General features: G+C 47.5%; 13 protein-coding genes. 9 read left to right on the top strand and 4 right to left on the bottom strand.

Annotation, left to right across the window (positions count from 1 at the left end):
* Positions 1-391: 391 nt before the first annotated feature.
* From WBG78_RS08510 to WBG78_RS08490, 5 genes are all read left to right on the top strand, one after another.
* Positions 392-1,678 (top strand): citrate synthase, encoded by a 1,287-nt coding sequence (locus tag WBG78_RS08510; protein WP_337325978.1) that lies wholly within the window; start codon positions 392-394, stop codon positions 1,676-1,678.
* Between the two features lie 116 nt (positions 1,679-1,794).
* Complete coding sequence (locus WBG78_RS08505; RefSeq protein ID WP_337325977.1) at positions 1,795-2,055, top strand: acyl-CoA-binding protein; 261 nt, start codon at positions 1,795-1,797, stop codon at positions 2,053-2,055.
* Between the two features lie 3 nt (positions 2,056-2,058).
* Positions 2,059-2,760 carry an RsmE family RNA methyltransferase gene (locus tag WBG78_RS08500; protein ID WP_337325976.1) on the top strand — a complete coding sequence of 234 codons (702 nt, stop codon included), beginning with the start codon at positions 2,059-2,061 and terminating at the stop codon, positions 2,758-2,760.
* 48 nt (positions 2,761-2,808) lie between these two features.
* Positions 2,809-4,038: a nucleoside recognition domain-containing protein gene (locus WBG78_RS08495; RefSeq protein WP_337325975.1), complete on the top strand. Its 1,230-nt coding sequence runs from the start codon at positions 2,809-2,811 to the stop codon at positions 4,036-4,038.
* Positions 4,039-4,155: 117 nt separating this feature from the next.
* Positions 4,156-4,605: a DUF7832 domain-containing protein gene (locus tag WBG78_RS08490; protein ID WP_337325974.1), complete on the top strand. Its 450-nt coding sequence runs from the start codon at positions 4,156-4,158 to the stop codon at positions 4,603-4,605.
* 100 nt (positions 4,606-4,705) lie between these two features.
* Here the strand turns inward: WBG78_RS08490 and WBG78_RS08485 are convergent, their stop codons facing one another.
* On the bottom strand, positions 4,706-6,499 hold the full coding sequence (locus WBG78_RS08485; RefSeq protein ID WP_337325973.1) for a hypothetical protein: 1,794 nt from the start codon (positions 6,497-6,499) through the stop codon (positions 4,706-4,708).
* Positions 6,500-6,562: 63 nt separating this feature from the next.
* On the opposite strand from WBG78_RS08485, the gene WBG78_RS08480 reads away from it, so the two are divergent.
* Complete coding sequence (locus tag WBG78_RS08480) at positions 6,563-7,162, top strand: TlpA family protein disulfide reductase (protein WP_337325972.1); 600 nt, start codon at positions 6,563-6,565, stop codon at positions 7,160-7,162.
* Between the two features lie 114 nt (positions 7,163-7,276).
* Positions 7,277-7,645, top strand: a complete 369-nt coding sequence (locus WBG78_RS08475) for a hypothetical protein (protein WP_337325971.1) — start codon at positions 7,277-7,279, stop codon at positions 7,643-7,645.
* A 22-nt stretch (positions 7,646-7,667) separates the two neighbouring features.
* On the opposite strand, the gene WBG78_RS08470 is transcribed toward WBG78_RS08475, so the two are convergent.
* Positions 7,668-8,021 carry a DUF6958 family protein gene (locus WBG78_RS08470; RefSeq protein WP_337325970.1) on the bottom strand — a complete coding sequence of 118 codons (354 nt, stop codon included), beginning with the start codon at positions 8,019-8,021 and terminating at the stop codon, positions 7,668-7,670.
* A gap of 361 nt (positions 8,022-8,382) precedes the next feature.
* Positions 8,383-10,800, bottom strand: a complete 2,418-nt coding sequence (locus WBG78_RS08465) for an ABC transporter permease (RefSeq protein ID WP_337325969.1) — start codon at positions 10,798-10,800, stop codon at positions 8,383-8,385.
* Positions 10,801-11,113: 313 nt separating this feature from the next.
* Between WBG78_RS08465 and WBG78_RS08460 the strand changes: the two genes are divergently transcribed.
* The gene (locus tag WBG78_RS08460) at positions 11,114-12,853 is read left to right on the top strand and encodes a GMC family oxidoreductase (protein WP_337325968.1); all 1,740 of its coding nucleotides are present in this window, start codon (positions 11,114-11,116) and stop codon (positions 12,851-12,853) included.
* A gap of 29 nt (positions 12,854-12,882) precedes the next feature.
* Entirely contained in the window at positions 12,883-13,542 is a 660-nt protein-coding gene (locus WBG78_RS08455; protein ID WP_337325967.1) for a gluconate 2-dehydrogenase subunit 3 family protein, read from the top strand.
* Positions 13,543-13,660: 118 nt separating this feature from the next.
* On the opposite strand, the gene WBG78_RS08450 is transcribed toward WBG78_RS08455, so the two are convergent.
* On the bottom strand, positions 13,661-14,920 hold the full coding sequence (locus tag WBG78_RS08450) for an amidohydrolase/deacetylase family metallohydrolase (RefSeq protein WP_443092770.1): 1,260 nt from the start codon (positions 14,918-14,920) through the stop codon (positions 13,661-13,663).
* Positions 14,921-14,951 lie beyond the last annotated feature (31 nt).

Genomic DNA, 14,951 nt, shown 5'->3' with positions numbered 1-14,951 from the left:
TTATTATCAAACCCGGGAATATCATGAGACAACGCTAACCCGTGCTCTATGGAAACTCCAGATTTCAAAGGGAAAATGAATTAAGCAGCCAGCGAGCGATGCTGATACAAGAAGGAACCCTGCAAACGAATGTCTGCTAACGGCCAAAATTGGCGCGAATAAATTTATCAAAAATTGGCACTAAACAATGGATTGACTGTGAGGCCTATACAAGCCGGCACCAGGGCAGCTTATCCGTTGATCCGAAAGTGTTCTGTGTGGGTTCGGAAGGCTGCCGTACTAACCGTAATATTGGGCTGGAAATGACGAAAACACCTTTTTTTCGACATTCTTTTTCCAAACAAGGCTTTACCCTGTATATTTAAAACTTGCAAAAAATTCATTTAATAAAATGTCCAAAACAGCTGAATTGATCATCGACGGTAAGTCTTATACATTGCCTCTGGTAGTCGGAAGCGAGAATGAAGTGGCTATTGATATTGGAGAGTTGATGGAAAAGACGGGAGCCATCACGTTGGACTTTGGATATAAGAATACTGGCGCCACCAAGAGTGCTATTACTTTCCTGGATGGCGATAAAGGAATACTTCGCTATCGTGGATACTCAATAGAAGAACTGGCCGAAAAGTCAAACTTTCTTGAAGTAGCCTATCTTTTGATTTTTGGTGAGCTGCCTACGCAGCAGCAATACGATAAGTTCAGCTACGACATCAAGACACATACGCTCGTTCACGAAGACATTAAGAAGATCCTCGACGGCTTTCCTTCTACGGCTCATCCAATGGGCGTGCTGGCTTCCCTGTTCTGCTCGCAGACGGCTTTCTATCCTGAGTCTCTGGATCCCAATCGCTCGACAGAGGGGGTTTACTTAAGCATCGTTCGGTCACTGGCCAAGATGCCGACCTTCGCTGCCTGGGCATACAAGAATGCTGTAGGGCATCCCGTTAACTATCCCGACAATAAGCTTGATTATTGCGCACGCTTCCTGAAGATGATGTTTTCACTCCCTGCTCAGGAGTTTGAAGTTGATCCCATCATCGCTGATGCGCTCGATAAATTACTCATACTTCATGCCGATCATGAACAGAACTGTTCCACTTCTACAGTTCGCATAGTGGGCTCTTCAAAGGCGAGCATATATTCGTCAATCTCTGCCGGCGTGAATGCACTTTGGGGACCTCTGCATGGCGGCGCAAATCAGGAGGTTATTGTCATGCTTGAAAACATCAAGAAGGATGGCGGCGACACTGAAAAGTGGATCAACAAGGCTAAAGACAAAAACAGTGGTTTCAGACTTATGGGCTTTGGTCACCGCGTATACAAGAACTTCGATCCCCGTGCCAAGATCATAAAGAAGGCTGCAGATGACGTTCTTACCAAGCTCGGCGTTAATGACCCGGTTCTTGAGATCGCACAAAAGTTGGAAGAGGCCGCATTGAAAGATCCATACTTCATCGAACGCAAGCTCTACCCTAACGTTGACTTCTATTCGGGGATCATCTATCGTGCACTGGGAATCCCGGTTGAAATGTTCACGGTAATGTTTGCCATGGGACGCCTCCCAGGCTGGATTGCTCAGTGGAAGGAATTGAGAGAAAACAAGGAGCCAATCGGACGGCCACGTCAGGTGTACACCGGTGCAACGCTGCGACCATATAAAACTGTTGGCGAAAGATAATAGCCTCGTCTGCCGCTTAATAAGTACATTCCATTCTTGTTTGGAGTCCGCGTAAGCTCTCTACACTGGATTGTGATTGTTCATTGGTCGTCTTACCTAACCAATATCGAACTGAAATGGATATCAGGGAATTCGAAAAAGCAGCTGCACGCAGTAAAGAGTTTACTAAGCGGCCATCCAATGAAGAGTTATTGCTGCTTTATGCGCGCTATAAGCAGGCTACTGAGGGAGACGTAACCGGAGATCGTCCCGGAGGATTCGACTTCAAGGCCATTGCAAAATATGATGCATGGGCGGAGCTGAAAGGCAAAGGCAAGGAAGCTGCGATTGCCGAGTATGTTTCCCTGGTCGACAGGCTCTCCACTCAGTATAGCTAACTATTGAATTTATTCTATCAGCCTTTAATAAGCGAAGGCGTCCGTCATCTCGACCCGGACGAATCAAAGCATGCCGCTCGTGCGCTGCGCCGTCGGGCTGGTGACATCATTCACATTACTGATGGGAAGGGCTCTTACTTCGAAGCGCGGATATTATCCGATGATCAGAGTAAATGCACCTTCGAACTGATAAAAGAGCATCGCGACCCTGAGACAAGTCACCGCATACACGTCGCTATTTCTCCCCTAAGCCATCCGGATCGTTTGGAATGGTTTGTTGAAAAGGCCGTTGAGCTCGGCGTTAATCAGATAACTCTCATTGATTGTGACCGAACCGAGAAGCGCCACGTAAAGACGGAACGTCTTATCAAAATCGCTGTCGGTGCAATGAAACAATCTCAGCGTTTTACGTTGCCATCCATTGAAGGCCCCGTTCCATTTGAAGCATTCTGTTCCACTGCAAAAGAAGATCAGCGCTTCATAGCTTTTGTAGATGCAGCCAACCCGTTGCATTTGTTTACGCAGGCAAAGAAGGGAAAGTCGTACCTCATTTGCATAGGGCCTGAAGGCGATTTCACCGAATCAGAAGTCAGGCATAGCCTCAGCAACGGCTTTGAAAAAGTAAGCCTTGGCACCCATCGTCTTCGGTCAGAAACGGCTGGAGTCGCTGCCTGTCATATGCTGGATTTGGTAAACTTGAGTTGATCATTGTACATTGTTCACCAATAGCCATCGCTTAAACGCCATTGCCTTATGGTATTGAACTACATCTGGGTCGCCTTCTTTCTCATTGCTTTCGTCGTAGCTCTTATTAAGCTAATAGTTTTTCAAGACAGCTCGGTGTTCCCTGCGATGATGGAAGCAACCTTCAGTTCGGCGAAAACAGGATTTGAGATCTCCATTGGACTTACCGGTGTAATGACGCTTTGGCTTGGCCTCATGAAAGTTGGTGAAAAGGGAGGAATGATTGCTATTCTGTCGCGACTCGTTGCCCCTTTCTTCTCCCGGCTGTTCCCCGAGATTCCTCGTAATCATCCCGCTACGGGCGCAATCATTATGAATTTTAGCGCCAACATTCTGGGGCTGGACAACGCGGCAACGCCATTGGGTTTGAAGGCAATGAAAGAACTGCAGGAGGTGAACCCCAACAAAGACACAGCTTCGAATGCGCAGATCATGTTCCTGGTACTTAATGCATCAGGTCTTACGGTTATTCCTATTTCGATTATTGCGGACCGCGTTACGATGGGAGCCGCCAATCCGACAAGCATTTTCATACCGGTACTGATAGCGCATTCATTTGCTACCCTGGCGGGACTCATCTACGTTTCGATACGTCAACGCATTAATCTGTTTGATCCTGTGCTGTTCGCATTTCTCGTCGGATCGTTCGGAATCGTAGCGTTGAGCGTATGGTATTTTGCTTCACTTTCACAAGATGAACTGCAACGACAATCACTGATGATGACCGCGCTCATCATCTTTATCGTGATCATCACGTTCATCGGTATGGGCGTGTATAGGAAAATTGCCGTGTTTGAAACCTTCATTGAAGGCGCGAAAGAAGGCTTTGAAACATCAGTTAAGATCATTCCATTCCTTGTCGGCATACTTGTCGCCATTAGCGTTTTTCGTTCATCGGGCGCATTGGACTACATCACAGATGCTGTACGATGGACGCTTCAACTGTTTAATCTCAACACTGATTTCGTTGATGCCCTTCCGGTAGCATTATTGAAACCAATGAGCGGACAGGGTGCCAGGGCAATGATGATCGCCATTTCCAAAGATGCGCCGGATTCGTTCATTGCAAACATGGCTGCCGTATTCCGCGGATGCGCTGAAACGACTTTTTACATCCTCGCACTTTATTTCGGATCTGTTGGCATAAAGAATACACGATATGCCGTACAGGGCGGTCTGATTGCTGATCTGTTCGGTATTCTGGGCGGTATCTTCGCCGGATACATTTTCTTCCATTAAGGGGCACCTTGTCGGGCAATTTTGCGGTTGACTGATAATATTACATGCGTCCGTCACTCGTCGTTTTAGTCACACTTCCCGCTTGTTAAAATCGCGCAGGACAGGTAAAATTGTTCTATGGAAAAAAAGGCAGACATCCAAAAGACCATCTACGATAATGCGAAGAGTCACTTCCTGGGAAATTTCCCTGACTCACTTCCGATCGAGCAGGCATATGTTCACATTGGCATGTACCTCGGATGGATCATCGACTCAGGATTATATTCTGAATACTTCGAGGATGAAGCATCAAACCAGATATTCCGTTTCAAACGCCGCGAGATATCGTGCACTATTCTCAGTGAAATCTGGGACGGATACCTTGGCTATGAACTGTTCAATCGCCAGGGTAATATGTTTACTTACTATTACTATGGTGGTGGCATCTATCGCAACGACTATGATGAAATCCTGGTGAAGACACTGCCATCCATTTATCACGTAACCGACAGCTGGGACAACTATGAGAAGTTGAAGGCGCGCATCTCGATGAGATTCAGTGACTGGAGAAAGCTCGTAGGCGCTTAAGGAATTGAAAATTGATAATTGATAATTTTTAGAGGCCCTTTTTTGGGGCCTTTTTAATAGCTGCCGCGTTTGATCTCCACGGCGCCTGTGTGCTCCGCAATCAATTTGATTTGACTTTGCCGCTCTTGTCCATCGTTGTCAGCTCGCCATTCTCTCCTACTATCGTAAGCTCACCAGTGAGGCTGGTGAACTGAAGTTCTTTTGGAATGGATGGCAGTTTCTGGTTAATGCTCCAGGCAAGACCGTCCGACTTGTAGATCTTCGCTAATGTTGCTGTAAACTTTTTATCCTGATCGGGGACATCAGAATAGATCAGCACATAGTATAAATGGCCCGCGGTATCTGAGAATGAAAGCGCGTGAGAAGATTGTAATTGCTTTTCTGCAAACGATACTTTCTCGACAGGAAAATTAACTTTCACCTCCGCCGTCCGCGCTGGATTTATCGAATACAAATATCCTGAGGGATTGACCGAGTCGGCGTATTGAAGACCAGCCGTATATCGCTCATCCATCAAAACAAGAGGCCGGAATTTAGAGTGACTGGCCGAGTCAAGAAACAATGGAATGGAATCGGAGGAGCTTACAATCCAGCGCATCGACTCGGTGAGACGATTGAGGCGCATCTGCTCGCTGGTCCTGGCGGCAGTTGCAAACTTATGAGTTGATCCGATGAAACCCTTCACACCATCTGCACTGCCATATGTCTCCTTTATGAAGTATTTATAATCCAAACTAAGGCTGTCAATGTTTCGTGCCGACAGCAACGTCGACATACTATCCAGGCGGGTCGCACTCGCGAGGGTTTTGCGAACCATATCTATGCGCGTATGAATGCTGTTTGTGTCGGACTTAGCCTTCTGTTCGAGCCAAAGCGATTTGTACTCAAGATCGCCGATCTTCAATGAAAACAGGCCCATCGGCAGCGGATCCTTATCATATTTCCGGAGCTGGTCCATCAACAGCATGTCGATAAGAGTCGTGAGATCACTGCGCACCGAGACCTGTTCCGTGGATAGTTTGTCCCGAAGTTTATTGATCTCTCCGTCATATGAAATAAGATGCTTCCTCATGGGAATGATGTCTGCCTCAATATCATGCTTAACGCGATTGGCAAAGGTCGTATAGTCCCAGACGTTAATCTTACTTGAATAAAAGTCAGCGGTAGTACTTCCCTCCGCTTTAAAGTCCGTTATGGGTTGGCCTTCTAACGTCTGATTATAACCTGTCTTCCCCATTACACCGCTGGCAGACTTATATTGATCGAAAGCCTTCACACATGAGTCAAATCGCTGTGAAAGTGCGACCAGCTTTTGCACGAGCTGCTCATCGGCCCTCAGATACAATTCGCGCTGAGTCGGATAAGACTTTTGAAGAGAAGTGTATAACAACTGAGACCTTTGGTAAAGGGTATCTGCCAATTCGAAGTAATGCTTCACCATGCGAATCCGGTCCTTACGTTCACGCAGTCCCTCCATTCTTTTCTCTAGATCGTACTGAATGTCGGAAAGGGTAACGCCAAACTCACCGGTACGTAAATCACGGCGATTGTACGCCGCATAGTATTCTCCGTTCTTCTTTAGTTCCTTTTCTGTGATGCCTTTGTAAGCGATATCATAGAACAGTATCGCCGAATCAATGTTAGACTGCATGCGCTTTGTCTGCTTCAGTACATCATCCTTCGATGCCTTTTCCTGGAAGATGATCCCTTTATACAGGTAGGCGTTTGGATTGTCGGTGCTTTCCTTCAGATAGCGGTTAAGGAATGGTTCCGCTGATTCATACTGTTTCGTACTGAGCAATGCATAAATATCCTTGTACTTTACTTTCTGTGCAGATGCTGAGGATACGATGGCTAGGAAAAACAGGAACTTGAGGGTCGCAAGTCTGTTCATTGCGTTCTTTTTTGAGCTTTCGAAATTAATTAAAATACGGACATTTGGGTAACCCATTGACTGGTGAAAAATACGTTATCTCCCCTTTTACAGCGATTCTGGCGTACAGCGCGACCGTGGCTTGTCTCGCTTGGCCTTGTGCTGATTTTACGCTACACTGGAGTACTGGGGGCAATTTCAAATGTGACAGGGACGTTGCTGCTGAAGACAGGGCTGATGGATGCATCTGTTGAAGCGCCGCCGGTGATGCACGAATTCTCGTACGACTTCAGCCTGGTGGACATGAATGGGAACCATCTAGACGGGCACCAGCTGCGCGGCCGCACTTTATTCATAAACCTTTGGGCCACGTGGTGCGGTCCATGCAGGGTCGAGATGCCTTCTATAGAAGCGCTTTACAGGCAAACTGATACCAGTCGTGTGGCATTTCTAATGATTTCGGTTGATGAACATGCGCATCGCGACAATGTCCGAAAGTTTGCCCTGGATAAAGGTTTTACCTTTCCTGTGTACATGCCCGCTGAGGCATTGCCCGATCTTCTACAGGTTCCTTCTATCCCAACTACACTCATTATCGCTCCCGATGGCAAGGTCGTCGTCCGTGAATCTGGTCTTGCCAATTACAACACGCCGAAGTTTCAGCAATTTCTGGAATCACTGTAGCCTGTATTAAAGCCTGTTACATGGCTACCCAACATCTTTACTTGATAAAAACAGATCAGTAATAACTAATTATTTTAGTTTTAATGTATATTTACATCAACTAATACAATTAGTATGAAAACAGTTAAAACCGCGCTCGGCGTAAAAAGAATTGAGGAAAGAGACCAGCATTTGGCGCTCTTGCAACTGCGCGAACTGCTTGATGCTCATAGAAATGCATTGATCACGAGGCTTCTGGCCGACTTACCTACCTACCTTGATTATAAGTTTGGAAGGCGCGTAAACCAGAAACAGCTTGACGTGTTAAAGGACAAATTATCGTCCATAAAGAACTCGTCGGTTGACATGGATAAATATGACTTCCTTTACCAGCATATGCTGACAAATGAGACGACATATGTCCCGTCGGAACCGTTCTACAAAGAAATCGACGAAAGCATCAGCTGGTATTTGAACGAGGCCCAGCTCCAGCTTGTGAAGTAGTAAAAGCTCGGCTGAATTTTTATCAGAGGTCGTTGTGTCCCCAGGCTGCAATCTGAACCTTGCTCCTACCCTGCCAGGTCAGCTTGAGGAGGAACGTATGTTTTTTAACAGATGATGGCACGACTTTGATCAGTTGACGCGCTTCGAGATCACGCTTAACCTGCAGGATATACCAGCTTGTTTTATCGTTGGAAGCTCCCGTCTCGGCAGCTTTCTTTTGCGCACGTTCTAACAGATCGTTGAGGGTTAGCTCATCGTCAATAGCTAATGTTGAAAGTATGAAATGACTCCACGCCTGGTATTCAACTTTGGGTATCGATTCTCCAGGGCGTCCATCTTCACGTAAAGTGTTGATATATTCGACAGGCTGTCGCATAAGACTAAGAAAAATTAAATGGGCTCTAACTGCTGTAATAACGCACAAATTCACACAAATGATTCGCAGAAAAATGCCACTCTCGACAGACGGACGCTTTCAATCGATGCATCCGATTTTTCAATCGAGAGCATAACAAAGATTTTATTTTCAAACTCCGTCTGTTGGTTGGCCGTGTGATTTGATTCTGGGGAGAAGCAGTATAGCTTCTGCCCCAGCCGCCGGAGTTGTGATGAAGAATCAATCGTATATCAGCCCCATATAAGCATCAACCTCACCTCTTGTAAAAGGCAAGGCTGATGTTCTGCATTCGCCCCTGTGACGAACAACAGAAAAGGTGGTCATTTAATCAATGGACTTTCTATTCGTATCGCAGTGAACGGGCCGGATTAGTTCTGGCGGCTTTCAAAGTATGGACGCTCACGGTAAGAAGTGCGATTGCCACAACCAGGAGACTAGGCGCAGCAAAGATCCACCACTGGAGTGATATCCTGCTCGCAAAGTCCAGCAACCAATTGCTCATGATCCACCATGTTAGAGGTGTGGCACATACAATGGCTATTGCCATCAGGATCAGATAGTCTTTGCTGATCAGCGTTAATATTCCGGGAACAGACGCGCCAAGAACTTTCCGCACACCGATCTCTTTCGTCCGTTGAATAGCCGTTAATGATGACAGTCCGAACAATCCGAGGCAGGCAATCAAAATTGCCATAGCCGAAAAGATCCCAAACACCTTTCCAAATTGCTGGTCTGCTTTGTACTGCTTATTGTAGTGATCGTCGAGGAAGAAATAACTGAACGGGTTGCCGGGAAACACATTCTTCCATTCCGCTTCAAAGTTTGCAACCGACGCCCTCACGTTCGAAGTATTGAATTTAATCGAGTACATTCCTCCGGGTGCGTCGCTATACCGGAACAGCAAAGGTTCAAAAGACTTCTTCACAGATTCCTGGCGGTAATTCTTCACGACTCCAACTATGCGGAAGGTGTCGCCCCAAAAGTACACATGATCGTCAATGGCCTGCTCTGCATTTTCAAACCCCATCAGCTTGGCCGCAGATTCGTTTAACATCAGGCTCTTCCATTCGTTCTTCACCTCGCCCGAGAAGGGCCGGCCGGCAACAACGTCGAGGCCGTACATGGGAATGAAATCTTCATCCATCATGATCACCCGATATTGATTCTGTTCATCTTCTCTCTGGCTGAGCCGACGGATGCCGCCCGCATTCCAGTCGGGAGACGAACCGGGAATTGAACTTGATGCCGACATTGCCACCACTTCTGCGTGTTGTTCGATCTGCCTTTTAAAAGCCCTGAAGCTATTACCATATAGAGAATCGACGACGATGTTGGGCGATCGCATTACCAGCGTCTGATCGAGATCAACCCCTAGTTTCTGATCGCGCATGAACGACAACTGCTGATACACGGTAAACGTGCCAATGATCAAGGTAAGCGACGCAACGAATTGTGTGATCACCATGGCTTTCCTGAAAGCAACGCCCGAGTGCGTATTCTTGAAACGCCCCTTCAGAACCTCAACAGGTTTATAGGAAGACAAAACAAAAGCGGGGTACAGTCCTGACAGAAGAGCGCCGGCGATTATTAGCAATAACATCGATAACCAGAAGAGCGGCTCTCGGAATAAAATGTAGTCCAGCGGTCTGTCGGTGAGGTCGCTGAACCAGGGTGTAAGCAATGCAACTGCTACTATCGACAACGAGACGGCTACCAGATTCAGCATAAGCGACTCAGACAGAAACTGCTGGATAAGTTGAATTCTGAAACTGCCCATCACTTTCCTCACCCCTACTTCACGCGCACGTTCAATTGATTTGGCAGTCGACAGGTTTACGTAGTTGATCCACGCGATAATGATTGTTAATGCTGCCACCACCATAAGGAAGTAGGTAGTGTCGCGATTGCCGTTCTCTTTAAACTCTCCGATGAAGTCCGAGTCGAGATGAATATCGGAGATAAACTGCAGGTGCAAAACCATGCTGGCGCTGAAGTCCTTGTACTTCTCACCAAGGTATTTGAGAACGTACTTGTTAAACTTTGCCTCCAGGTCGTGAGCATCAGCATTCTTGTCAAGCAACAGGTAAGTGAGGAAGCCATCCCATTGCCACTCGCGCATAGCATCCTCGTTATCACGGCCTGTCTGCTTTGCATATGTCGCGAATGAAAGGAGCGCCTCGATTGACATGTGTGAATTTGAAGGGATGTCTTCAAATACACCGGTCACCAGAAACTCCGTTGTCCCATTGTTGCGCATAGTCTTTCCAACCGGGCTCTCATTGCGAAAGTATTTCCTGGCCAGGGACCTCGACAATACAATTTTGTTCAATCCTTTCAGAGCCGTGGAATCAACGCCCTCCTGAAGCTTTACGCCGAAAACCTTGAAAAAATCCTGGCTTGCGTAAAAGATGTGATCTTCTTTAAAGTAAACATCGCCGTAAGACAACAGGGAATTACTACCCGTGAGCCGGACGTAAGCCTCGACCTCGGGGAAGTTATCCTTCAGATCCGGACCCAGCCCGTTTGCCCCGGACGCCCATCGGGTACTTAGGGCACCCCGGTCATAACGGTCGAGCTGTACGCGATATATTCTGCTGCTGTTCGGCCAGAATTTGTCATAGTTAAACTCGTGCACAACGAATTGTGTGATCAGCATAAACGCTGTCATACCAATCACCAGTCCAAGGATATTGATTGCTGTGAAGAATCGGTTCCGGGCTATGTAACGCCATACGGAGAGGAAATAATTTCTGAGCATAAGGCCGGGAGGTTATATTGTTTAGTTGCGATACAGATCAATACCGGCCATTGTTGAAATGGTTACAAAAAAAGGAAGATCCAGGTTTAAAAGCCTCCCAGGATCGGAGAGACACGAAACACGGCATTTGCGAGCGTTGATTTGGCCGTCTGATTGGGCCATTCGTTGAAGAAATGCACACAATTATAAAGTATCGCTGTGCTGTTGTCCTGAAAAGATTAAATTTCAGCCGGTATTAAGCATTCAAGGCGTTGAAAGCCGGTTGTATCCGGATGATTTCGTTTATTTTTTGCTACTACTGTAAACTATCCCTATGGCAGATTTTCAAATCAAGAAATCACCTAAAGCCTACGACGCTTGTATAGTGGGCTCTGGTGCAGGTGGCGGAATGGCCGCTTATGTGATGGCTAACGCTGGTTTAAAGGTTGTCTTGCTCGAAGCAGGCCCTCTATATGACCCCGCTAAAAATGTAACACAACTCAAGTGGCCCTGGGAATCCAAGCGGCGCGGCGCAAGCAGTCCTTATCGTCACTTCGGTGACTTCGATGCCGCCTATGGCGGATGGGAACTTGATGGTGAGCCCTACACACACAAAGACGGTACTCAATTCGATTGGTTCCGCTCACGCATGGTCGGTGGTCGCACCAATCACTGGGGACGGATATCTCTCCGTTTTGGTCCAAGGGACTTTAAGCACAAGAGCGTCGACGGTCTCGGCGATGACTGGCCAATCAGCTATGATGACGTCGCTCCATTCTATGACAAAGTTGACAAACTCATCGGAGTGTTTGGTTCGAAGGAGGACATGCCTAATGAGCCCAACGGAATATTTCTTCCCGCACCTAAACCGCGTCTGCATGAAATGTTCATCATGCGCGGAGCCAAGAAGATAAACATTCCCGTAATCCCCTCCCGTCTGTCGATCCTCACCAAGAAGATTAACGATTCCAGAGGTCAGTGCTTTTACTGCTCTCAGTGTAACCGCGGCTGTACTGTGCACGCCGACTTCTCTTCTTCATCAGTGTTGGTAAAGCCTGCAATTGAAACTGGCAACGTTGATATCATACCCAATGCGATGGTGCGCGAAGTGCTCACTAACGCCGAAGGCAAAGCAACCGGTGTATCTTTCGTTAACAAGGATGATAAGCAGGACTACACTGTAGATGCCAAGGTAGTTGTACTCGCAGCCAGCGCCTGCGAGTCGGCTCGTTTGCTATTGAACTCAAAGTCGACGCGCCATCCCAACGGACTCTCCAACTCAAGTAACGTAGCTGGAAAATATCTGCATGATTCGACAGGTGCCGATATGGGTGGTATTTTGCCTGATCTCATTGGACGAAAGCGATACAACGAAGATGGCGTAGGTGGAATGCACGTATACACACCGTGGTGGCTTGACAACAAGAAGCTTGACTTCGCCCGTGGATATCACATTGAGTACTATGGAGGTATGGGCATGCCCGGATATGGCTTCGGCTTCGGCATGCAGGGAATGAACGGCAAGTATGCCGGACGCGATGGTAAGAAAAAGGAAGCGGGCGGATATGGCGCGTCTCTCAAGGACGACTACCGTTATTACTATGGCGCCTCATTTGGCATGTCAGGTCGCGGCGAAGCCATCGCACGAGAGACCAACTATTGTGAGATCGATCCCAACACGGTCGATAAATATGGCATTCCTGTGCTCCGTTTCCACTACAAGTGGAGCGACCAGGAGGTTAAGCAGGCTAAGCACATGAAAGAAACTTTTGAAGAGATCATTGTGAATAGCGGCGGTGTTGTGACCTGGGGCAAAGATGGTCCGGAAAACGACTATGGACTTGCTGCACCTGGCCGTATTATACACGAAGTAGGAACAACCAGAATGGGTGACGATCCTAAAAAGTCTGTGGTAAACAAGTTCAATCAGGCTCACGAGTGCAAGAACCTCTTCATAGTTGATGGTGGTCCATTCGTTTCTCAGGCCGACAAGAACCCTACATGGACCATTCTGGCGCTATCTATGCGCGCCTCCGAATACATCATTGACGAGCTCAAAAAACAGAACATTTAATCAGGAACTTTCCGTAACTTAAAGGCAATATGGACAGACGAGAATCCCTTAAACGCTTAGCCCTCGGTACCGCTGGCGCAGGTTTGCTGGTACAGTGTGACCCCAAGACCGACAAACCAGCTGCGGAGGCACAGGCCCCTGCAGCGGCTTCAACAATTGATCGCACCCCCGACGAGCTTGCGCGGGATCAGAAACTTCAGGCTGAGAAGTTTTTTGATGAGCACGAAATGAAGACAATCAGCGTATTGTCTGATATCATTATTCCAAAGGATGACAAATCCGGAAGTGCAACGGAAGCTGGAGTGCCTGCATTCATCGAATTCATCGTTAAAGACATGCCACACTACCAGACGCCAGTACGCGGAGGTATCAAGTGGCTCGACCTGCAATGCATGCGTCGGTTCAACGCTGACTTCGCGTCATGCACTGCGCAACAACAGATTGAAATCGTAGATGAAATCGCGTATCCGGCAAAAGCAAAGCCGGAGATGCAGCAGGGTGTTGCCTTCTTTAACACAATGCGCGATCTGACCGCTTGTGGCTTCTTTACAAGCAAGATCGGCGTTGATGATCTTGGCTATGTTGGCAATCGTCCGAATCAATGGGATGGCGTTCCTGACGACGTACTGGCACAATACGGATTGAAGTACGACGAACGCACTCTGGAGATTGCTCCTAAGTTCACCTGATCGGACTGATTCGGTGCCGAAGTGCACGGTATGATTTAAAACATCAAAATGAATTGATAATAGGAAAGGCCGGGTCTCCCCAGCCTTTTTCTTTTGTTGTCGATCTCCAGCGTGATGATTACTTCCAGCTGGGCCTTGATATCCCATTTAAATCCCAAACTACATTTCCTGCCCTTACAGTGAGCTCAGTCTCCAATTTCTGGTCGCCGTCCATTCGGAAGCCCGCTGAGTCAATAAATCCGAATTTTCCTTTTTGAAGGCTAAACACGGCCACGTCTGCTACTGATCCTGCAGAAAGGTTTCCTAGTTCTTCATGCTTAATGGCCCGGGCAGGATGCCAGGTTGACGCCGCCATCACCTGCTGGATGGTCATGCCCATGTTCAGGAACTTCGACATAATATTTAGCTGGTCTTTCATGCCCGCATTCATGCTGCCGGTGTGAAGGTCAGTACTGATCGTATTTGGAATAAAACCGGCCTTCAGCGCAGGAATCGCCTGACTGAATCGAAAGCTTCCTCCTCCATGACCAACATCAAAGATGATTCCCCGCTTCTGGGCAGCCACCACAAATGGTTTCAATTTCCCCTGGTCATCCACAATTGATTCGCGTGACGACAGCTGAGCGAAGCAATGTGTAAATATGTCGCCCGGACGAAGATGTTTCATGAACAGATCTTCAATTGAAAGTGGTGGCGTGTTTCCACCAAAGTCGATCATGACAGGCACGTTGGCCGCCGTACCAGCCTCTACCGCGCGATCAACGGGCTCCCACTCTGCTCCCACATAATGCGCGACTTTAATACCGACGACTTCGTTCTTGTGTGCCTTGACTACAGCTGCAGTCATCTTGGCATCCATGTCATTTAAGTTCTGTTCCCAGGCGCCGCCGCGCATACCTTCTCCCACAATGTTTAGAAACGAGAACACACGTGTGTCTGAATGATCGATCGTTTGGTCCTTAAACTGATTGAAGTTCTTCCATCCGGCACCACCGGCATCGGCAACTGTCGTAACTCCCGAGCGGAAGGTGAATCCGTCAGGCGCAACGGCTACAAAACCATCAGACAGGTAGTGATCTTCCTGCGTTCCGTAAAAGTTATGAGAATGAATGTCAATAAGACCAGGTGTGACATACAATCCTTTTGCATCCACGACCTGCGCGCCTTTCGCGTCGATGTTCTTTGCAACCCGAACGATCTTGTCGTCCTTAATGCCAACATCCATTACTTCATTGATGTTATTCTTAGCATCGATCACATGGCCACCTTTGATGACCAATGTGTAGTCCTGGGCGAACAGCGACTGCGCCCCAAACATCACGGCAGCAAACAGGTTGGATACGATGAGTGACTTAACAGTCCGTTTAAAAGCAAGCATGTTTATCAGTGGAGATTCAGATTGACGATAA

The organism is Chryseolinea sp. T2 (genome assembly GCF_037203685.1).
Taxonomy (GTDB): Bacteria; Bacteroidota; Bacteroidia; order Cytophagales; family Cyclobacteriaceae; genus Chryseolinea.
The sequence above is the reverse complement of the archived record's forward strand: the minus strand, read 5'-3'. Positions and strand labels throughout refer to the sequence as shown.

Bases quoted from the DNA above. Each gene is read 5' to 3' on its own strand.
- WBG78_RS08510 (WP_337325978.1), top strand. From the start codon at position 392: ATGTCCAAAACAGCTGAATTGATCATCGACGGTAAGTCTTATACATTG.
- WBG78_RS08505 (WP_337325977.1), top strand. From the start codon at position 1,795: ATGGATATCAGGGAATTCGAAAAAGCAGCTGCACGCAGTAAAGAGTTT.
- WBG78_RS08495 (WP_337325975.1), top strand. From the start codon at position 2,809: ATGGTATTGAACTACATCTGGGTCGCCTTCTTTCTCATTGCTTTCGTC.
- WBG78_RS08490 (WP_337325974.1), top strand. From the start codon at position 4,156: ATGGAAAAAAAGGCAGACATCCAAAAGACCATCTACGATAATGCGAAG.
- WBG78_RS08485 (WP_337325973.1), bottom strand. From the start codon at position 6,499: ATGAACAGACTTGCGACCCTCAAGTTCCTGTTTTTCCTAGCCATCGTA.
- WBG78_RS08475 (WP_337325971.1), top strand. From the start codon at position 7,277: ATGAAAACAGTTAAAACCGCGCTCGGCGTAAAAAGAATTGAGGAAAGA.
- WBG78_RS08470 (WP_337325970.1), bottom strand. From the start codon at position 8,021: ATGCGACAGCCTGTCGAATATATCAACACTTTACGTGAAGATGGACGC.
- WBG78_RS08465 (WP_337325969.1), bottom strand. From the start codon at position 10,800: ATGCTCAGAAATTATTTCCTCTCCGTATGGCGTTACATAGCCCGGAAC.
- WBG78_RS08460 (WP_337325968.1), top strand. From the start codon at position 11,114: ATGGCAGATTTTCAAATCAAGAAATCACCTAAAGCCTACGACGCTTGT.
- WBG78_RS08455 (WP_337325967.1), top strand. From the start codon at position 12,883: ATGGACAGACGAGAATCCCTTAAACGCTTAGCCCTCGGTACCGCTGGC.
- WBG78_RS08450 (WP_443092770.1), bottom strand. From the start codon at position 14,920: ATGCTTGCTTTTAAACGGACTGTTAAGTCACTCATCGTATCCAACCTG.